Source organism: Bacillus sp. FSL W8-0519, from assembly GCF_038005585.1.
In the GTDB taxonomy this organism is placed as follows: Bacteria; Bacillota; Bacilli; order Bacillales; family Bacillaceae_G; genus Bacillus_A; species Bacillus_A paranthracis.
Genome location: NZ_JBBOTL010000001.1, coordinates 3,376,906 through 3,396,863 on the forward strand (window position 1 = coordinate 3,376,906; position 19,958 = coordinate 3,396,863).

At 36.3% G+C, this 19,958-nt stretch carries 16 protein-coding genes; 4 read left to right on the forward strand and 12 right to left on the reverse strand.

Annotated elements, in window-relative coordinates; translation table 11 throughout:
* Positions 1-77: 77 nt before the first annotated feature.
* The 5 genes from moaA to fdhF all read right to left on the reverse strand — a co-directional run bounded on the left by moaA (position 78) and on the right by fdhF (position 5,824).
* The gene (gene moaA, locus NST14_RS17715) at positions 78-1,094 is read right to left on the reverse strand and encodes a GTP 3',8-cyclase MoaA (RefSeq protein WP_048557172.1); all 1,017 of its coding nucleotides are present in this window, start codon (positions 1,092-1,094) and stop codon (positions 78-80) included.
* 20 nt (positions 1,095-1,114) lie between these two features.
* Positions 1,115-1,912, reverse strand: coding sequence for a formate dehydrogenase accessory sulfurtransferase FdhD (gene fdhD / locus NST14_RS17720; protein WP_000802667.1), 798 nt, complete (start codon positions 1,910-1,912; stop codon positions 1,115-1,117).
* A 16-nt stretch (positions 1,913-1,928) separates the two neighbouring features.
* Positions 1,929-2,273 carry a DUF2294 domain-containing protein gene (locus NST14_RS17725; RefSeq protein WP_000039582.1) on the reverse strand — a complete coding sequence of 115 codons (345 nt, stop codon included), beginning with the start codon at positions 2,271-2,273 and terminating at the stop codon, positions 1,929-1,931.
* 116 nt (positions 2,274-2,389) lie between these two features.
* Complete coding sequence (locus NST14_RS17730) at positions 2,390-2,872, reverse strand: DUF1641 domain-containing protein (RefSeq protein ID WP_000729887.1); 483 nt, start codon at positions 2,870-2,872, stop codon at positions 2,390-2,392.
* A 12-nt stretch (positions 2,873-2,884) separates the two neighbouring features.
* Positions 2,885-5,824: a formate dehydrogenase subunit alpha gene (gene fdhF, locus NST14_RS17735; RefSeq protein WP_001063648.1), complete on the reverse strand. Its 2,940-nt coding sequence runs from the start codon at positions 5,822-5,824 to the stop codon at positions 2,885-2,887.
* Positions 5,825-6,156: 332 nt separating this feature from the next.
* Between fdhF and gerSA the strand changes: the two genes are divergently transcribed.
* Genes gerSA through gerSC form a run of 3 tightly spaced genes read left to right on the forward strand, consistent with a single transcriptional unit; the run spans position 6,157 to position 9,926 of the window.
* On the forward strand, positions 6,157-7,695 hold the full coding sequence (gene gerSA / locus NST14_RS17740) for a spore germination protein GerSA (RefSeq protein ID WP_095842747.1): 1,539 nt from the start codon (positions 6,157-6,159) through the stop codon (positions 7,693-7,695).
* Complete coding sequence (locus tag NST14_RS17745) at positions 7,692-8,789, forward strand: endospore germination permease (protein ID WP_229142867.1); 1,098 nt, start codon at positions 7,692-7,694, stop codon at positions 8,787-8,789. Before gerSA ends, NST14_RS17745 begins: the two co-directional genes overlap by 4 nt.
* Entirely contained in the window at positions 8,790-9,926 is a 1,137-nt protein-coding gene (gene gerSC / locus NST14_RS17750) for a spore germination protein GerSC (RefSeq protein WP_001252192.1), read from the forward strand.
* An 81-nt stretch (positions 9,927-10,007) separates the two neighbouring features.
* On the opposite strand, the gene NST14_RS17755 is transcribed toward gerSC, so the two are convergent.
* The 5 genes from NST14_RS17755 to NST14_RS17775 form a co-directional block, all read right to left on the reverse strand.
* Entirely contained in the window at positions 10,008-10,142 is a 135-nt protein-coding gene (locus NST14_RS17755) for a hypothetical protein (protein ID WP_001116173.1), read from the reverse strand.
* A 57-nt stretch (positions 10,143-10,199) separates the two neighbouring features.
* Positions 10,200-13,562, reverse strand: a complete 3,363-nt coding sequence (locus NST14_RS17760) for a tubulin-like doman-containing protein (protein WP_000175141.1) — start codon at positions 13,560-13,562, stop codon at positions 10,200-10,202.
* A gap of 73 nt (positions 13,563-13,635) precedes the next feature.
* On the reverse strand, positions 13,636-15,735 hold the full coding sequence (locus NST14_RS17765; protein WP_095842745.1) for a vWA domain-containing protein: 2,100 nt from the start codon (positions 15,733-15,735) through the stop codon (positions 13,636-13,638).
* Between the two features lie 257 nt (positions 15,736-15,992).
* Positions 15,993-16,331, reverse strand: a complete 339-nt coding sequence (locus NST14_RS17770; protein WP_098538719.1) for a VOC family protein — start codon at positions 16,329-16,331, stop codon at positions 15,993-15,995.
* 71 nt (positions 16,332-16,402) lie between these two features.
* Positions 16,403-16,738 carry a hypothetical protein gene (locus tag NST14_RS17775; RefSeq protein WP_000842907.1) on the reverse strand — a complete coding sequence of 112 codons (336 nt, stop codon included), beginning with the start codon at positions 16,736-16,738 and terminating at the stop codon, positions 16,403-16,405.
* Between the two features lie 134 nt (positions 16,739-16,872).
* On the opposite strand from NST14_RS17775, the gene NST14_RS17780 reads away from it, so the two are divergent.
* The gene (locus tag NST14_RS17780; RefSeq protein WP_000554990.1) at positions 16,873-17,268 is read left to right on the forward strand and encodes a hypothetical protein; all 396 of its coding nucleotides are present in this window, start codon (positions 16,873-16,875) and stop codon (positions 17,266-17,268) included.
* 41 nt (positions 17,269-17,309) lie between these two features.
* On the opposite strand, the gene NST14_RS17785 is transcribed toward NST14_RS17780, so the two are convergent.
* Both NST14_RS17785 and NST14_RS17790 read right to left on the reverse strand, forming a co-directional pair.
* A complete protein-coding gene (locus NST14_RS17785; protein WP_229142868.1) occupies positions 17,310-18,029 on the reverse strand; it encodes a class I SAM-dependent methyltransferase in 720 nt (239 codons plus the stop codon).
* A gap of 112 nt (positions 18,030-18,141) precedes the next feature.
* Complete coding sequence (locus tag NST14_RS17790) at positions 18,142-19,848, reverse strand: peptide ABC transporter substrate-binding protein (RefSeq protein ID WP_000728472.1); 1,707 nt, start codon at positions 19,846-19,848, stop codon at positions 18,142-18,144.
* Positions 19,849-19,958: the final 110 nt, after the last annotated feature.

Sequence of the window (19,958 nt, forward strand, 5' to 3'; positions counted from 1 at the left end):
TCATCACTTTTACTATAAAATAGAAAATCTACAATTCTTGTACACCTTCCATTTTTCACTTTTATGTCAACTTTATATTAACCACCGATATGTGACATTTCAATTTTAGGCATAGCTTTTTTATTACTATTACTTAACCGTTCATCTGAATAACGATCTTCTCGTTTGTTCCATATATCGCGTACGACATCTGTTATTTCCTCGTCAGTGTATTCTGATCGAAGCAGTTCTCTCAAATCATTTCCTTTAGAAGCGAACAAACAAGTATATAATTTTCCTTCTGCAGAAATACGAGCTCTCGTACATGAGGAGCAGAAGGAGTCTGTTACTGATGAAATAATACCTATTTCTTCATCACTTCCAATATAACGATAGCGAGTCGCAACCTCTCCTGCATAATTCGCTTCTATTCGTTCTAATGGCATAACTTGATGAATCGTATCTACTATTTCTTGTTTAGAGACAACCTCTTTTAAATCCCAACCGTTATAATTTCCAACGTCCATATACTCAATAAAACGAAGAATATGTTTATTTTCCTTAAAGTATTGCGCCATCTGCAAGATATCCTGTTCGTTTTTCCCCTTTTGAACGACCATGTTTATTTTAATTTTCATACCGACTTCAGCTGCAGCTTGTATTCCTTCCAGAACCCTTTGTACTTTGCTTCTATTACCATTCAAATAGAAAAACCGCTCTTCTTCTAAGGAATCTAAACTAACTGTCACACGTGATAAACCCGCCTTATATAAATCAGGAGCAAACTTTTTAAGTAACGATCCATTAGTTGTTAAACCGATATCCTCCACACCATCTATTTTATTCAGGCGCTCGATAAGCTGCGGAAGACCTCTTCGAAGTAACGGTTCTCCGCCTGTAATCCGTAATTTTCTAACACCTAAAGAAACGAAAATACGCGTTATCCTTTCAATTTCATCAAAAGATAAAATTTTATCATTAGACAAAAACGAGTAATCAGGACCAAATATTTCTTCTGGCATACAATATCGACAGCGAAAATTACAGCGATCAGTAACTGAAATACGTAAATCCTTTAACGGACGTTGTAGTTTGTCTAATGTGACAGATTTCATATTTATTGCCTCGCTTTTACTTATTTTATATTTAAAACACGCTCCGGATGCGTATATACATTTAAGGATTCATTCCGAATAAATCCTATCGTAGTAATACCTAATTCTTCAGCTAGCTGTAAAGCCAACTCAGTTGGAGCTGATTTTGACAGTATAATTTCACAACCAATTTTTGCAACTTTCAATAATATTTCCGAAGAAATACGACCGCTAAAAACAATGATTTTATCTCTTATAGAAATATTATTTTTTAAACAATAACCGTAAATTTTATCTAACGCATTATGCCTTCCGATATCCATTCGACTTAAAATAATACCATTCACATTGCACAAAGATGCATTATGAACGCCCCCTGTATGACGAAATGTCTCCGCAGATTGCTGCATTTCTTTCATTAATCGAAAACAATCTTCTGCAGTAACCTGTACATGGACGCCATCCATTTTCTTTGCGCTTAGTGCATCATTTGCAAAAACAAATCCTTGTCTACTCATACCACAGCATGAAGTAATATAACGTTTATTTTGCATTTGTTCGTAATACGGATTTACTTTTGCCGTCGTGACATGTACAAATCCTTCTTTCTCTTGTACCCATATGTCATCAATATCTTCATACTTCCGAATGATTCCTTCAGATGCTAAGAAGCCTATTACCATATCTTCTATATATTCTGGAGTACTAACCATTGTAACAAACTCCTGTCCGTTCATTTTAATCGTGACTGGAAACTCTGTTACAATGCTGTCCTCTATATGTTTAAACGCCCCTTGTTCATAACGAAAGATTTCTCTTTCTACCTGTATCGGTTTCACGATCAGTATCCTTCTCTCACGTTATATTTTTATCAAAAACAAATACCGAAACTGCAATATCTTCTTCTACTTTCATATCTGAAAATAGGTTCACTAATTTCGCTCCAACAAGTTCCTCCAAATGTTCACGGGAATTCGCGGCATATACTTCTTGAATCATTTTCGTTCTAGCCATATGAACCATTTCCGCACCGTCCATCGTACTTGAAATGAATTTTTCAGTAGGTGTTAAGTTTCCATAAAGAGTCGCAATCGCCATATTTTCAGCAAAAACAGTATGAATTCGTTCTGGCCCTTTTCCGAAAAGTTCCTTTCGAAGTTTTCGAATCATATCATTAAATTCATGTACTTTTTTTGACATACAATTATACCTCCCAAAAAGCCTCATTTTACTTTATTATATATTTTACCAAAATGAGCCTTCCGCCCAAACTATTTCGTACACACATTTGGGCGAAAAGATTCACTTCGTGAAGGTTACTCGTCTTTTAACCCTTTACCCATACCTTTTAAGAAATGAAGCCCAAATCCGATAGCACGGTTAATGTCTGGGTCTTTCAATACTTTCATAAGATCGAATACCCCTACCTTTTTATTACTCTCTAGATGTTCATTACCTTCTTCTAGCCCTACCAATAAGCTACCTATAAGCTTTTTCGTAAGCTCCGGATCAAGTTCTGTTAAAGCACCCGCAGCCCCCATCATATTATTAATTAAATTTGTAACGGGCTCACGAGTCACTTGACCAAGAACAATCTTTGCGATTGGTTCTTTCGCCTTTAGCATAGAATTTGCTGCTTCTAGCATGCCAATATCATTCAATTCCCCTACTATATTAAACATTTGATTTAGAGCGTCTTCATTATTAGCTAGAAGCTCTTTTAAATCGTCTAATTTTTTCTGTTTTATTTCTTCCTCAGTTAATTCTTGTTTTTGAATCATTTTTATAGGTGCAGCCATATTTTTCTCCTCCTACTTATCCGTTAAATGCACATACCCTGGACGTGCCCACTTACGATGTACCTCAATACCAGATTGAGGATGACGTTTTTTATTACGCGGGTTCGCTTTTGGCATCGGATTTTCGCCATCAACTTCCAGCACTTCCATACGCACTTTCGTCTGTTTATAAGCAGGTGTGTTCGTACGCGTATCAACGGCAGGACCTGTTAAGAAATTAATTGCTGTTTCATTATCTGTAGAGTTCATCGGTAAATATAACTCATTCGCTTTTACACGATCTGTTACAAGTGCACGTAATTTTAACGCTCCAAACGGAGAGACAAGACGGACTAATGAACCAGTTTTTACTCCACGTTCTTTTGCAAGTGCTGGAGAAACTTCAACGAAAACGCCAGGCACTTTCGTTTGAATACCTGTTGATTTATTTGTCATATTCCCTTCATGGAAGTGCTCAAGCATACGACCATTGTTAATATGAAGGTCGAACTCAGCTGGGAATTCAGCTGGGCGCACCCAGTCAGCAATCGCAAAACGAGCTTTTTTATCCGGGAAGTTAAATCCATCTTGGAAAAGAAGCGGTGTATTCGTTCCATCAAAACTTCCCCAATGGAAACTATTCCATCCTTCCAATACTTCATAGTTTGCTTGTGAAAATAGTGGTGATAAACTTGCCATTTCAGCAAAAATTTCACTTGGATGACTATAACTCCAGTTTGCACCTAATTTATTCGCAACTTCCTGCACAATCCACCAGTCTGGCTTCGCATCTCCAAGCGTAGGAAGAACTTGATATAGTCTTTGAACACGACGCTCTGTATTTGTAAAAGTACCTTCTTTTTCAAGAGATGGCGCTGCTGGTAATACAACATCTGCATATTGAGCCGTTTTAGATAAGAAAACATCTTGCACAACGAAGAAATCAAGGCTTGATAATACTTCATGTACATGATTCGCATTAGAGTCTACAAGAGCCATGTCTTCTCCGACAAGATACATAGCTTTCATTTTCCCTTCGTCAATCGCGTGAAGCATTTCAATATTATTCAGACCTGGTTCGCTATTAATTTTCACTCCATAAGCCATTTCAAATTTCGCACGTTCCATATCGTTCGTAACGTGTTGATATCCAGGAAGCCATCCTGGTAAAGTACCCATATCACAAGCACCTTGTACGTTATTATGACCTCGAAGCGGATATGCACCAGCGCCTGGACGACGATAATTACCTGTTGCAAGTAGTAAGTTTGAAATCGCAGCGGAAGTATCAGATCCACCTGTATTTTGCGTTACCCCCATTCCCCAAAGGATACATGTACCATCTGCATCACGAATCATTTCAGCCATTTGAATCAGTGTTTCTTTTGAAATACCAGTCATTTCTTCTGCATATTCAAGTGTATATGCTGTAAGGCTCTCTTTGAAATCTTCAAAGAAATTTACATTCTCATCAATAAATCGTTGATCGTGCCAGCCTTGATCAATCATATATTTCGTAACAGCCATTAACCATACTTGATCTGTTCCTTGTTTTGGACTAATAAAGACATCTGAACGCTCTGCCATTTCTGTTTTACGAAGATCAGCCACAATTAATTTTTGTCCGTGTAATTTATGTGCACGTTTAATACGTGTAGCTAAAACAGGATGACCTTCTGTCGGATTACAACCTACAATAATAACAAGACCAGATTGTGCAATATCTTTAATCGTTCCAGCATCTCCGCCCATACCAATTGTACGGAATAATCCGTCTGTCGCTGGTGATTGACAATAACGTGAGCAGTTATCAATATTATTCGTTTCAAATACTTGTCGAGCTAATTTTTGAATCACATAATTATCTTCATTCGTAATTTTAGATGAAGAAATAAAACCGATAGCATCTTTACCGTACTCTTCTTTAATCGATCCTAATTTACTTGCAACTACATTCAACGCTTCTTCCCATGTTGATTCAACAAACGTTCCATTTTTACGAATTAAAGGTTTCGTAATTCGTTCTTTAGAATTTACGAAATCCCAACCAAATTTTCCTTTTACACAAGTAGAAATTGCGTTAACTGGCGCATCAGAAGAAGGTTGTACTTTAAGAATTTTACGCCCTTTCGTCCACACTTCAAATGAACAACCTACACCACAAAATGTACATACTGTTTTCGTTTTCTTCGTACGAGTATCACGCATGGCCGCTTCCACTTCTGATACCGCAAAAATACCGCTATATCCAGGCTCTACTTCTTTAATTAAATCTACCATCGGTTCAAGAATATCTGGCTTTAGTCCCGTCATAAATCCAGCTTCACCGAGCATCGTTTTCTCCATTAAAGCGTTACAAGGACAAATGGTTACACATTGACCACAACTAACGCATGAAGAATCATTAATATTTACTCCTTCATCCCAAATCACTCGTGGGCGTTCCGCTTCCCAGTCTATCGATAATGTTTCATTTACTTGTAAGTTTTGACACACCTCTACACATTGACCACATGCAATACATTGATTCGGGTCATAACGATAAAACGGATGCGTCATATCAACTTCACTTACATCTACTTTCGGTTCATAAGGATATTTTTGATGTTCAATTTCCATTAATTCTGCTGTATTATGCAGTTTACAGTTCCCATTGTTGTTGTCACATACTGTACAGTATAATAAATGATTTTCTAGTAACCGATCCATCGCCTCTGTTTGTGCTTCTTTCGCACGAGTAGAATTACGTTCAATGTTCATACCTTCTGTCGCTACTGTCGAACAAGAGCGCATTAACTTTCCGTCAACTTCTACAATACAAGTGTCACATGTTTGAATAGGATCTACTTCTGGCACGTAACAAATTTGCGGATGTTCAATCCCGTTCTCATTTATAACACCCAATATCGTTGAACCGGGCTCCGCTGTATACTTTTTTCCGTCAATTGTAATATGAACCATGTTGTTATTCATGGTCTTTCCCCCTTTTTGAGAATAAAAAAACTCCACCACGAAAATATACGCACCACATTTCGGCACGTTATTATCATGGTGGAGTAGTTTATTAGCACATCTTGCTAAAATACCAATCCATTTATTCATAAATAAAACGATAGAGTCATAACAGGTCATATCACGATTCCATCTTTAACACTATAATTATAGCGTTAAAGTTAAAAATATACAATATAAAATTTAAACTACGCATATGTCCGTATGGAACTATCCATAATAACCCATATAAAGTGAAACTTTAATCAGCCCTCTCCAATCGGGATAAAACATAACAAGGAGTAAGTAAACAAATGGGGTCTTTTAATAAATGGATTCGTGGTGAAAAATCTTTTTCTAACCAAGAGCAAGCTGATCACACATTAAATAAATCTATTTCTTCTTCCCTTTCCCTTAATTTAAAGCACTTGTCCAAACTGTTTAGCGGTATTCCAGAATTAATAACACGCAATTTTCCATTAAAAAACGGACAGGAAGCTGCACTTATATATATGGAAGGACTTGTAGACAAAACTGTTATTAACGTAAACATCCTTCGTCCTCTCTTATTTAAAGAGTGGAATGAAGACGATTTTTGGGAAGCCTCTGTTTCTATCGGAAATATTAAAAAGATTGAGCAGTGGACAGACATTGAACAATCTCTTTTACACGGCAAAAGTATTTTATTTATAAACGGGCAATTATCCGCTTTAGAGCTTGATACGCAAGCGGCACCAAAAAGGAGCATTGAAGAGCCTACAACAGAGAGCTCCATAAAAAGCTCACACGAAGGATTTAATGAAGTAGCGAGCGACAGCCTTGCACTTATTCGTCGATATATTCCAAATCGCGAATTGAAAGTGAAGGAATTCACTGTTGGTGAACGAGCTACTTCAAAGGTTTTTTTGCTTTATCTAGCAGATGTTGCGGACGAAGATGTCGTAAAAGAAATGGCATCCCGTATCGAATCAATAAAAGTGGATGCGATTCTTACTACCGGAGAATTAGAAGGATTTGTTGAAGATAATTCCTATACTCTCTTTCCGCAATTATCAATAACTGAACGTCCTGACACAACAGCACATCATATTCTAGATGGGCGAATTGCTGTTGTTGTAGATCGTTCACCAGGCGTATTAATAGGACCAATGACTTTTTCAGCTTTTTTTCAGACGATAGATGATTACAGCTTCAGACCAATGATTCCATCTTTTATACGATTACTTCGTTTCACTGGATTATTTATTGCAATTTTTGCTCCTGCTCTTTATATTGCTATGATTTCCTTTCATTATGAAGTGATTCCACTTAAATTATTGTTAACGATTGGAGAATCTCGAGCTAAAATTCCTTTTCCTCCTATATTAGAAGCACTTTTGATGGAATTAGTACTTGAAATGCTCCGCGAAGCTGCAGTTCGGCTTCCGGGTCCCGTTGGACAAACCATTGGCGTCGTAGGAGGGATTGTCATCGGACAAGCTGCAGTTCAAGCAGGAATAGTAAGTAATGTCATGGTTATCGTCGTATCTATTACTGCAGTCGCTTCTTTCATCATCCCTAATCTAGAAATGTCTGCAGGAATTCGACTTCTTCGCTTCCCAATGATGATAATTGCCTCTTTATTTGGTGTCATTGGCATTATGGTTGGGATGGCAATCATTATTATTCATATACTTTCTATGGAATCTCTCGGTGTTCCTTATGGTAGTCCTTTTTCTCCGTTATTTGCTTCGGATTTAAAAGATATTCTTATACGTTTACCATGGAAAATAATGAAGAAGCGCCCACTATCCCTTAACTTAAAACAAGAGAATCGACAACGCGATATAGAAGGAACGGAGGAAGAGAAGTGACAAAGCGTGCAAAGAGGGAGATTAGTTTATTTCAATACATTTTAACGATTAGTGGTGTTCAAGTAGGATTCGGTGTCCTTACACTTCCTCGTGAAGTTGCACAAGGGGCGAATACAGATGGATGGATTTCTATTATTATTGGATGCGCTATCACTACTTTAGTCAGTCTATGTATTGTAAAAATTATGGAAAAGCATCCTGGGTATACTTTACTTGATGTGCTGACTCGTTATCTTGGGAAGTGGCTAGGAAAATTCGCTATGCTTCTTTGGATTTTATACGCTATACTTGCTGCGGTCTCCTTAATCTTTTCTCTTTTATATGTCATTCACATTTGGATTTTACCTAGAACTCCAATGTTTTTAATTATGATTTTGCTTTCTATTCCAATGCTTATGCTTGCATGTAAAGGTGTACTTATTATTAGTCGCTTTTCCGTTTTCACTGTGCTTTTTACCCTCTGGATACCATTACTATTGTTTATCCCTCTTAAAGATGGTCATTGGATATATCTTCTTCCCTTTCTAAAGGAAGGATGGCTACCAGTTGTAACCACAGTGAAATCAACTATCATTGCGTCTCTCGGATTCGAGTTTGCATTCGTCCTTTATCCCTATCTAACTAACAAATCAGCTGCAAAAAAAGGCATCGTTCTTGCAAATATGATTACGTTATTCGTCTACCTACAAGTTACGTTCGTTTCTTTCGTTTATTTTAGCCCAGATGGTATAACTAAGTTTTTATGGCCGACTCTTTCTCTTATTACACCATTTCACTTTTCATTTCTGGAACGGTTTGAAATTATCTTTTTGTCATTTTACCTCTTCATTATTTTCGATTCGTGCATTCCTTATATTTTTACCGCTTCAGATGGAATCAATCAATTACTTAACAAAAAAGGGAGTTCGTTACCTGTTTGGATTTTATTATTCGGATGCATTTTCGTTCTATTCTTTTATATCCCTTCCTCTTACCAAATAAGTGCGTTGCGAGAATTTTGGGGAGCTGCCAGTTATTTTATCGTTTTTCTATTTCCAGTCGTATTTCTCTTATACATGACACTATATCAGTATTGGGAAAGGAGAAGAGTTTAAATGAGGCGCTTTATTCATTTCACTATACTTTGCTTTCTCATAACCTTTTTAACAGGCTGTGGAGATCGTCTAGACTTAGAAAAACAATCGATTTCATTAATTTACGGCTTTGACGCAAAAGCAAAAGGTAAATTAATTGTGTACCACGTAAACCCTATTTTTAATGAAGATGTGGAGAAAAAGTACGAAACTCATGAAGCGAAAGTACGTACACCCCGAGAAGCAAAAGCAACGTTTAATAGTTCAAGTAGCGGTTTAGTGTCTACAGAAAAGTTACAGCTCATTTTATTTAGCACGAAATTTTTAAAACAAGAAGGTGCTATGCCTTACCTTGATGTTTGGTACCGCGATCCTAAAAATACCGGAAACATGCGCATGGTTGCAGTAGACGGGCCAATTTCTTCTGTTATATATAACAACTTTAAAGATAAACCTGCTCTTCCTGAGTATTTAACAGATTTAATTAATACAAATAAATTATACAATCGGACAGTTTTCACACCATTTCATGAATTTCATAGACAAACGTTTAATAAAGGTATAACACCTGCTATTTCAGAAATAAAAAAAGGAAAAAAAGATGTTATCGTTACAGGCTCTGCACTTTTAACTTCTCGCGGAATTTATAAGATGTCTTTAAATCGCTATGAAAGTGCCCTTCTGCTCATGTTGCAAAAAAAAGCTAATATACCTGTTTCACTTACAATGAAAATCCCTTCGCATTCAGTTGAAAGTAATAGTCATCTAAAAGATACAGAAGGTGAAGATTTCGTATCAATAAACGTTCTTAGCATGAATCGTGATATCCGTACAGGCTATAACGATAACCACTTCAAATTTAATGTTAAAATGGATTTAAAAATTGCCGTATCTGAACTTACATTCAATATGGATATAGATAAAGATAGGAAGAAATTAACTTCTCTTATTACAAAACAACTAAACAAAGATTTGAACAATTTAATCCACAAAATTCAAAAACAACAACTCGATCCATTCGGATTTGGTGATTATGCGAGAGCGTTTCAATATGAAGAATGGAAAAAAGTTGAAGACGCTTGGCCGAGTGTCTTTTCAAAAGCTAACGTGAAAGTAACACCTACGATTAAAATTTTAGAAAATGGGATTATTAAATAGCAAAAAAACACGCTACTTGCTCTTATACGTTTAAAGAGTAAGTAGCGTGTTATCATTTTTATTTTGAAGCTTCTTATACAGTTACACTTCTGTTTCTTGTTCTTCACTTTCCGCTTGTTCCAATCTTTGCTGCTCCGCAATTTCAGCTGAAATCATTCCATAATAAATTTCTGGATACAATCCAAATATTTGATATACACTTCCTAAAAATGGCATCGGAATCCCTCTTTTCTAAAGTTGTATTGCCACTTTTAAGGATTCCCTTTTCATTCATTATACATTCGTTTTTGGCGTTTCTTCTTCATCATGAACGCTTAATAAATTTTGCCATTTTTTATAAGGCGCACTATTTGGATCTACGTATCCTTTCGCGTACGAACGATCCCACAATTGTTTAATAAACATTTCTTTCTCTTTCTTGGCAACCATATCGGCACCTGTACCGTAATAGTTTTGGAAATATAACTCAATTTCATCAAGGAATAACCTTAATAATTCATCAGAAGTTTCTTCTAACGTTGGATCATATTTCGCTTCACGGTCATACATTAAAATCATATCTAAAATATTATGAACATGCTCTTTACGTAGCCATCTAATATCTTGAGCACCTAATACAAATGGATGTGTATATAAATGCCCACCTTGTATCATCGCCTTTTCTTGTTCTTCTTCAAACCTGGATAAGATGTTTTCATAAATGAACGGATTATGAAGTAACGCTCTGTGCAATTTATAACTTTCGCTTGAAATATTTTTCCCCATCGACTGAATTAAGAAACTACGTCCAACGCCGTTATATTGATACACGAATTGACCATCAACAGCAACTAAACTAATCCAGCGATATATATACGCGTATAGAAGAGCTCGATTACATTTATCATAATCTAACTTCGTTTGCGTTGCATTTAAGTCTGGCATGAATGCTGGTAAGTGCCAATACTTATCTAAATGCGGTGTTAAACTAGATTTTTTACTATTCAACTTGTTTACACGGCGATAGTACGACTGAAAATAATCACCTTTATCATTCATAAATCCATTTGCAATATGTCCAGACGAAAGCTTAGGAAAGTCTTGTAGTGATAAACCGTAATGTGCACGATAACAAATGACTTCAAATGGCGAGAAAGCTTCATTTACTGTATCTTTTTCTTTAAACATTTCTTGCATTAATTCCTCTTGCAGTTCTTTCTTTAAAGATGGGTGTATACCCCAATATTGTAATTCCCTATGATGAGAAACTTTCGGCACGAATGGACTTGCTAAATGGAACAAGTCTTCAATTTTTTCACGAACATATTCATCACGATCACGATTCTTATAATCCGCTTCTTTTCGTAATGCCTCAACGATATTCAGCTCTAATTTATCGCGATAGCGTATTTGTAATTCATCATAGCAATAACTTAGTATGTGCTCACGATAAAAGTCTTCTACCTTTTTCGATTGAATTTCTTCTGTTTTCGCATCCCGGCAATATTCCCCGTATAAGCTCATATAAATTTCTGCTGATATATCTTTCGGTAATACACCTAAATTTAAATGTTGTTGCATATCTTGCCATATCTTTTCTTGTAACTTCTCTTCCGCTAATACGTATACATTCGTTGGGTTTGTTTTCCCTTCAAATTCTTTGCTTCGTTTTTGAATTTCGAACAATAAATTTTCACGTGTTTCATGTAAATTATCAAAAAACCTTTCCCAATATTGAATCATTTTATTAACCGCTTGATATAACGATTGATAAACGAGTTCTAATAGCATTTCTTTACGGTATTCGTTTAATTTGTGTACGTACTGCGTTACAATATCCTCAAATTCCTTTTTAAATAAACGCTGCTGGTTATTAATCATTTTTCCGAACCAACCTTGTTGTTGCGCAATTTCTACTCGACGTACAGCTGTTACCGTTCCATCAATGTTACTCACATTAAATTTCTTATCGTAATTTTGAATTAAATTACGCTTTTGTTCATTATTTTCATGTAGTCGATTCATTTTTTCCACTAACTGCTTTCGAATTTCATACAACATAAAACGAGCTGCTACTGGATGAACTGGATCTGTTTTCTTTAAAAACCATGTATTTAATTGATATGACTGGCCTTCAGAACCACTTGGTGAAAAACGGTCTGATTCAATCATGTCATATAAAAGTGTCGTTACATGTTCATGTACACGGCTCGGAATCGCATACGCATATAAACGAACCGCATGATCGACCCTTGCTACTTCACCTTTCATTTGTTCCGTCATTTTTAGCTTCGCAGCCGAAATTTTACACTCATGCTGCAGACGATTTAATTCCTCGTCTTTTTGTACCGTACGCTGTACATAACTCTCTACAGCTTCTAAAAACAGTTTAGATTTCGCAACACCAACCTTGCCGCCTTCTGCTCCTTCACGCGTTTCATTGTACATTTGTCTATAGAAAATATGAGCCTGCTCTGGACGAGTAGCAAGATGTTCTAAATCTTCTAAATAACTTTTCCCGCGCTCTGGCTTTTCACGCTGCATACCACGTTTTACATCTTGGTCATATCTATGCTTCTTCTCTTGAAACAATTGATCTAAATGAAGCCACGATTCATCTAAACCTTGCACGGCCCATTTTAAAGCACAATATTTTAACACATGCTCATATGGATAAATAATCTTTGCCGTTCCGGCCCCGCAATATCGCCCTTTCCCGCTTGATTCTGCTAATTGCTGAATTTGATTATCTTCCTGTGCAAAATGATTTGCAGACATCGGACTAAATAATTGTAAATAAATCGTATTTGCCATTTGCTCCATATAATCTGATAAATTATGCAGATGGTGTCCATGTAAATTTTCGTAATCGTATAAAAAACAATAATTGTACGGTAAATGGTGTTGTTTAATCGTGTGATTTGTTCTCCCATCCTCATCTACTTGATCCGGTCGATACTCTAATTCAATCGTAACCCCGCCGCGTTTGGATAGTTCTCCTGTAGAACCGAGCGTAATGGCATGTAATTCTTTTAACGAGGCATAGCCGTTTGCTTGCACCGTTTCAAACTCTTTCGCACTAACTGTTCTCGTCTTCACTAACACATCCGGCATTAGAAACGCACCACGTATTAAAATGTTGTGATGTTGCAGTTTTTTTCGAAGCATTTCACGTAAATATAATGCAATTTGTAGAAACATTCCTGAACCTGTTCCGCCCGCTAGTGATGTTACGATAATGACACGTACTCCATATTCCGTTTGATCGCTTGTAACTGGAAAAATCTTCTCGATTTCTTGCCAAAAGGACGTTAATTTATCTTCTTTCATCGCAGCACGTAACGCTAAACGGGAAATGACGCGTAACTGTCCTGCTCCTTCTGTTAATGGTTTATCAAGTATAGTTGGATCCATCGGAAACCACTCTGGAATCGTCGGATCTCCCGCAATATACTCCCTAGGTGTTTTACTAGAGCTCGTTTGCGTCTTAAACTTTCGAATATGATCGAATTTACTCAATGTATTCACATCTGTATCAAATACGTGCATTGCTACTTTTTTCCGGCGCTCCTCAGGTAGTCTTTCATATATTTGATGTGTCACAGTACTACCGATTCCACCTAAACCAATTAATATTGTTGGAACTTGTAACGTCATGTGAACCACCTTCCTATTCTTGCTTGTTTGAAAAAAGGAGGGAAAAATAATACTCTCCTCTTTTCCCCATCTACTATTCACACTCGTATTTGTAAATCTCCTTACCATATCCTCTATCAATTACTAAAAGTTCATTTGGATATAGTGTCTTATGTTCCATTCCAACCTCATCCTCTGTTATAAACATCCCATCAATAATCATTCCTACTACTTGTGACTCTTTCGCTACAAATATCGATTTCGATCCTTTCTTTGCTATAAACGTAACGGATTGCACAGTCTTTCTTTCTGCTCTATACGGAATACCAAAATAATGTTTCCACCATTTATTTTTGAGTAACTCTGGCTCAGATTGATATAACCAATCTTTCGCTACCTCTTGATCCCATTCGTAATACAATAATGCTTTCCGGTGAAATCTTGGACGGACAATCCATCCTAAAACGATTATTCCTACTATTAACAGTAATAAAGTGATAGGAATAACAAGCTTAAAAATAAGCGCATACTTTTCATAAAACGGCGCATTTTGAATATGGAGTGTTATATCTTTCTTTACTTTTGGTAATTTTGAATCCTGCACTACGATGGTAGCTTCTACGGTGCCGGTATCTGTAAAATTGAACGTGTCGGAGTAATGCGGTCGAGGATAAATGTAAATTTGATTACCATGCTGTTTTATTTCATAGTTGATTGATTGTTTAGATGTGACACCAGTAGATTTTAATAGTTTTTTTACAGCCTCTTCTGTCATCGGCTTATCATCTAACTGTGGTTGTATAATAAATGGTTTACTATTCTCTAAATTTGTTACTTTTTCTTCATAATCTTTCGTGACAGTTTGAAGTGATAATTTAGGCTTTTTCGTTGTTTCGATTTTAAATTCTTTCGTCTGTCTGTAAAACCCCTTTATGTTCATATGAACTTTCCCGCGTACTAATCCTTTAGTAAGCTTCGTTTCGTAATAAAATACATGTCTTTTATCGTCCCACTTCATCGCATATTGCTTCCCGTCTATTTCTACTTCGGCCTGAAAGTAAGAAGACTGAACTGGCAACTCAGTAGGTTTTGCTTCAATAACAGCTGTCACATCTTCATACATTTCCTCAACATTTTTTCTATCCTTATCCTCTTTGTCATAAGTAGAAACAGTATAATTAAGTGCCGGTTCGACTAGTACTTGTAATCCTTCTTTCTCAATATCTCGGTCCACTTCTATCGTATACGTTCCTGGTTTAATAACTTCTTCATTTTCCGTACTGATATGAACTATATTTCCGAACAATTTCGCTTCACCTGGTGCATGTATGGAAAAAGAAGATTGTAATTGTAATGGTTTAGAAATTTGTGTGACCTGATAATCGGGCAGAGAAGGCGATTGTCGCACAAGCGTCATACGCTTTAACGGAAATGGTGTTGTAATCTCTACTTTCTTCCCTACTACTTTCGTTTTTACAATCGATTCAACAGAGGAGAACGGATCACGATTTGCAACTAATGCCGCCACTTGATTGACGCTTTTTACAATACCATCCTCTCCACTAGATGGCATCGTAACTCCATTTATCTCTTTCTTCCATATTTCTTTAAACGTATTTAGTTGTGCCTTTTCTTGCTGTCCTAAATCCTCTTCCATCGTAATTAAAATTGGATGTAATGATATCTTTTTTGCATCCATTTCTTTCTTAAACTGTGCTAGCTTCTGCAAAATTTGTTCTTTTCCGCCAATCTTATCTTTCTCTAAATCATTAAATGCCCCGTCAGTTAAGACAATAAGCCAAAATTCACGTTTCCCATCTATATCTGCTTCCTTTTTTATAGATTGCATCGCCGTTTCTACTGCGCTAAACGGAGTATTTAAATACGTTTTCCACGCTCCAATTCCCTCAATTTCCGTTTGTCTCTTATCCTTCGTTAACGAAATGTTTAATGGATCATTCGGCTTGCTCATTGGAACGTAAGAAAATGTATCTTTTTCATCTAATAGCGCAACTAAACTTTGCAAAGCATAATTGGCATATTTCCAGCGATCGTTATTTCTCATGCTGCCCGAATCATCATATACAAGTGAAACGACCCTTTCCTTTGCCTCCTCTCCTTTTGCAAAAGTCCAAAAAGGATGTAACCATATAAATAGAAACAACATGAATGTGGCACAAATTCGAATTTTCATGATGAGGCTTCGCCACCTTTGTAGACAAATTCCTATGTTTAAATTTATGAGAGGATACAAGATATATGACTTGTATTTTAGGACAACGAACGTAGCATAACTTTATTATGTAAACAGTTATAAAAACTGAATATGATTCCTTCTAGCGTTTTCTATCCGATCATATAAGTAAAAAAGCCTGTTTAAGCTTTACACTTAAAACAGACTTTTCCTACTTTTTATTTTAAAAACACATAACAAAAAGTTTGATTTTTGACTTAACACATCACTTCTATTGTAAATCCACCAGGTGCTTCAACGTAAAACGTATACGCATGTGCACGTTTAGGAGCCTCAACCAAAAATCCATCTTCCTTCAATCTTTGATTTATCTTATCTACTTGTTCTTCACTTTCTTGTGGAAATCCTACATGAAATGTTTTTGGATACTGAACTTCTTTTCCTTTCATTAAAGTTAGTATAAATCCATCATTATCACGCATAACTGCAAAGCCATTTCCCCTTGTTCCGCTACAAGTTAAGCCAAAATACTTTTCTAAAAACTCTCTCGCGGCTACTACATCTGCAACTGTTAAATTAAGATGTTTAATTTTCAAACCACCACCATCTTTCTTAATTTTCTAACATTTTATCATAAAATTAAAAAACACGCCTTTCACAGCGTGTTTCATTTCTTCACATACACTTCAACAATCGGATTATCTTTATGATCCGCATGTAAGCGTATATTCTCTTCACTTGTACGATAAATGCCAGCTAATAACATAATCGTTAACACGTTAGGAGTTTTTGCATCACTCCCGTATTTCCTTTCCAGCGCTTCCTTATATTCAAAATCCAAATCCCCCTGCACATATGTATACACTTCAAAACCATCTTCTAAATTGCAAACTACTGTATCAATAATATCTGTCCCTACTTGCTTTTTCATTTCCTCTCGCAATGCTTCAATAAATTCTTCCCACGGTACTTCGTATGTCTGAAACTGATCTGTAGATTTCATGCCTTTTCCTCCTTATATATCCTCTTCCTATATTTCCCCTTTCCTATAACAATTATGATAGTTAGGGCATTCGTACAAGCCGCACTTGTCCCCCTTACATATCGTATTACTGTAATGGGGAAGGAGGAATGAATATGCATAGACAAAAATGTTATGATACATGCCGACGTTACTTCGGAAAAGTGGTTCGGATTGAAGACCGTGATGGCCGTATACATTTAGGTAAAATAATCGATGTGACACAAAGCTCTGTATGGATTGAACCGGTGCAACAGCGCTCATCTTTTGATTCAGGATTCGGATACTATGACGCTTATGCAAATGGTGGTTGCGACCTTTGCGGCGGCCTTAGCAGATGTGATAGTTGCGGATTTGGTTGTGGTGGTGGATTCAGCGGCTGTGGATGTGGCGGTCGTGGTTGTAGTAATTGTGGTGGCGGCGGCTGGGGTGGCGGCGGTTGTGGCTGGGGTGTTGAACTCGGATTTGGTTTCATCTTCGGAATTACATTAGCTGCATTATTTTTCATTTAACATAAGTAAAGAGTTGACTATCTTTAGCCAACTCTTTTTCTTTATTTTTCACATATAAAAATACGATGACCTAAAATATGTTGATACATAAGTCGTACATTTTCATGTTGCACCCATGCCTCATATAACTCATTCGGAATAAATTGTGATACATTCCATTCCGGCTCTTCTATATAGCTAGAGATTGTTTCTGCAATTGTACCACCGCCAGCAATAGTAACCCGCCGAAAATTTGCTTTCTGAAATAATTGTACCCACTCGCTCTCAGTTAATAGTTCTTTCATCCCGTATAATTGAGCGATTTTTTCTTCCTCTCCCTTATCAATGTGCCTATCAATAATCATTTCAATGACAACAAGCTTACCGTCTTTCTGTAATACACGATAGCACTCTGAAATAACCTTTTCTTTTTCTGTAAAAGCGAGTATCGATTCTCCGAGTACGAACTCAAATGAGTCATGTAAACAAGGTAATTGCTCTACACTTCCTTCAATTAATTGAATATCTATTCCCTCAAACGACCATCTATCTTTCGCCTTTTGAATCATAATTTCATTCTTTTCAACCGCTGTTACTTTATAACCACACTCTTTTGTCATATACGCTGCTGTTTTCCCCGTACCGCAGCCGAGTTCAAGGACATTTGCTCCATATCTAAAAGGCAATTGTGCTAACAGTTGTTTTGTTAACGTAAAACCACCAGGATGAGCACTCCCTATTCCATAATAAGCTAGGAAATCGATGTATGTGTTTCGTTTCATAAAATTCTCCTTTAAATTTTCTATAATACATATATTCACCCATCCATAATTAGTGCACATAAAAAAGCATTCCCAAGTGCGATACCGCAACTTGAAAATGCTCTTCTCTTTTTTATTTCTCTTCAATATACGCCCATTTAAAGCTATATTCCGGACTAATATTATGTTTCACAATTCCCTTTACATTCGGTTTCATAACATATGATTTAGCACTTTGATATAAAGGTACAAGTGCTACATCTTCCTCAAGTAACAATTTCTCTGCCTTCCCTAATTCTGTCCAACGTTTTTTTGCATCAGCCATCCATTCTGTCTTACTTTTATTAATAACGTCATCATATTTTGAATTTGAGTAGCTCATCTGGTTTTGCGAATTTTTTGTTTCAAACATATCAAGGTATGTCATTGGATCCGCATAATCTGGATTCCAGCCACCATATGAAAAATCATAATCTTGGTCTGATTCTAATTTTAGTTTTTGCTTAAATGGTTGCAACTTAATATTTACTGTCACACCTTTTAAATTCTTTTCAACTTGATCTTTTACATACTCCCCAACTTTTTTCGCATTACCAGTATCATAATTTAAAAGTTCAATTGTCACTTGATCTTTTCCAAGTTCTTTTTTCGCTTCTTCCCATGCTGCTGCTGCCTTTTTGGAGTCTTGTTTTAAACCATTCTTAAACGTTTCTGCGAAATCTTTACCGTCTGGTCCACTTGCTAAACCTTTTGGTACTAAGTAATCCACTGGTTTTGAACCATCATTTAAAATAACATTCGTTAAAGCTTTCTTATCAATTGATAATGCAATTGCTTCACGTAGTTTTTTGCTCTTTAACGGTGTATCTTGCCCACCACGTTTTTGATTTAGACGTAAGTAAAACGTACTTGTTTCCGAATAGGCCCCAAACTCTTCTTTATTATTTCTATACTTATCCACGAATTCACCTGATAATAGCGCGAAATCAATTGCACCTGTATCAAATAAGTTTACTCTTGTAGCTACTTCTTTTACTACACTATAATTGATTTCTTCTAGTTTGACAGTCTTTTTGTCCCAATACTGCTCATTTTTCTTTAATTTCCAACCTTGCTCATGCTTCCAATCAGTAAGCACAAATGGACCATTATAAAGTGTTGTATCAGACTCTAAACCAAATTTATTCCCTTTTTCTTTCACGAACTTTTCATTTAATGGATAGTATGACGCAAATGCCATTAAGTTCAAGAAATATGGTACAGGTCTTTCTAGTTCTACTTCAAGCGTATAATCATCTACCGCTTTTACACCTAATGTCGAAACTTCTCCTTTTCCTTGATTAATCGCTTCTGCATTTTTAAGATAGTAAGCAATAAATGCATACTCAGCAGCTGTTTTTGGATCTACTAGACGTTGCCATGCAAATACGAAATCTTTCGCTGTTACAGGATCACCATTTGACCATTTTGCATCTTTCCGTAATTTAAATGTATATTTTTTGCCATCCTCGCTTTTTGTGCTAGATTCCGCTACAGCTGGGATTGGCTTATTATCTTTATCTAATCGATATAAACCTTCCATTGTATTCCCTAAAATTTGTGAGCCAAGTGTATCTGTATTTTTTGAAGTATCCATCGTCGGAATTTCATTCGTTTCTGTACGATTTAGCACTTGCTTTGCCGCATATTTAATATCAGATTTCTTCTCTTCTCCACCATTATTAGATGTCGTTGTCGTTTTCTTCTCCCCACCTGAAGATCCAGAACACGCTGTTAACGCCATACTCATCGCTAAAACTGGTGCTACAACCGCCGTAAACTTTTTCATCTTTTTCTTCATTCTTGTACCCTCCCCAATTTATATGTACGAAACTAACTTTGAGAGATTTCTAATTTAAATTATCAGAAAATTATTACTAATTATTATTCTACTAATTTCCCTTGGAATGT

Coding starts and splice junctions, on each gene's coding strand:
- moaA (WP_048557172.1), bottom strand. CDS start 1,094: ATGAAATCTGTCACATTAGACAAACTACAACGTCCGTTAAAGGATTTA.
- NST14_RS17725 (WP_000039582.1), bottom strand. CDS start 2,273: ATGTCAAAAAAAGTACATGAATTTAATGATATGATTCGAAAACTTCGA.
- NST14_RS17730 (WP_000729887.1), bottom strand. CDS start 2,872: ATGGCTGCACCTATAAAAATGATTCAAAAACAAGAATTAACTGAGGAA.
- fdhF (WP_001063648.1), bottom strand. CDS start 5,824: ATGAATAACAACATGGTTCATATTACAATTGACGGAAAAAAGTATACA.
- gerSA (WP_095842747.1), top strand. CDS start 6,157: ATGGGGTCTTTTAATAAATGGATTCGTGGTGAAAAATCTTTTTCTAAC.
- gerSC (WP_001252192.1), top strand. CDS start 8,790: ATGAGGCGCTTTATTCATTTCACTATACTTTGCTTTCTCATAACCTTT.
- NST14_RS17755 (WP_001116173.1), bottom strand. CDS start 10,142: ATGCCATTTTTAGGAAGTGTATATCAAATATTTGGATTGTATCCAGAA.
- NST14_RS17760 (WP_000175141.1), bottom strand. CDS start 13,562: ATGACGTTACAAGTTCCAACAATATTAATTGGTTTAGGTGGAATCGGT.
- NST14_RS17765 (WP_095842745.1), bottom strand. CDS start 15,735: ATGAAAATTCGAATTTGTGCCACATTCATGTTGTTTCTATTTATATGG.
- NST14_RS17775 (WP_000842907.1), bottom strand. CDS start 16,738: ATGAAATCTACAGATCAGTTTCAGACATACGAAGTACCGTGGGAAGAA.
- NST14_RS17780 (WP_000554990.1), top strand. CDS start 16,873: ATGCATAGACAAAAATGTTATGATACATGCCGACGTTACTTCGGAAAA.
- NST14_RS17785 (WP_229142868.1), bottom strand. CDS start 18,029: ATGAAACGAAACACATACATCGATTTCCTAGCTTATTATGGAATAGGG.
- NST14_RS17790 (WP_000728472.1), bottom strand. CDS start 19,848: ATGAAGAAAAAGATGAAAAAGTTTACGGCGGTTGTAGCACCAGTTTTA.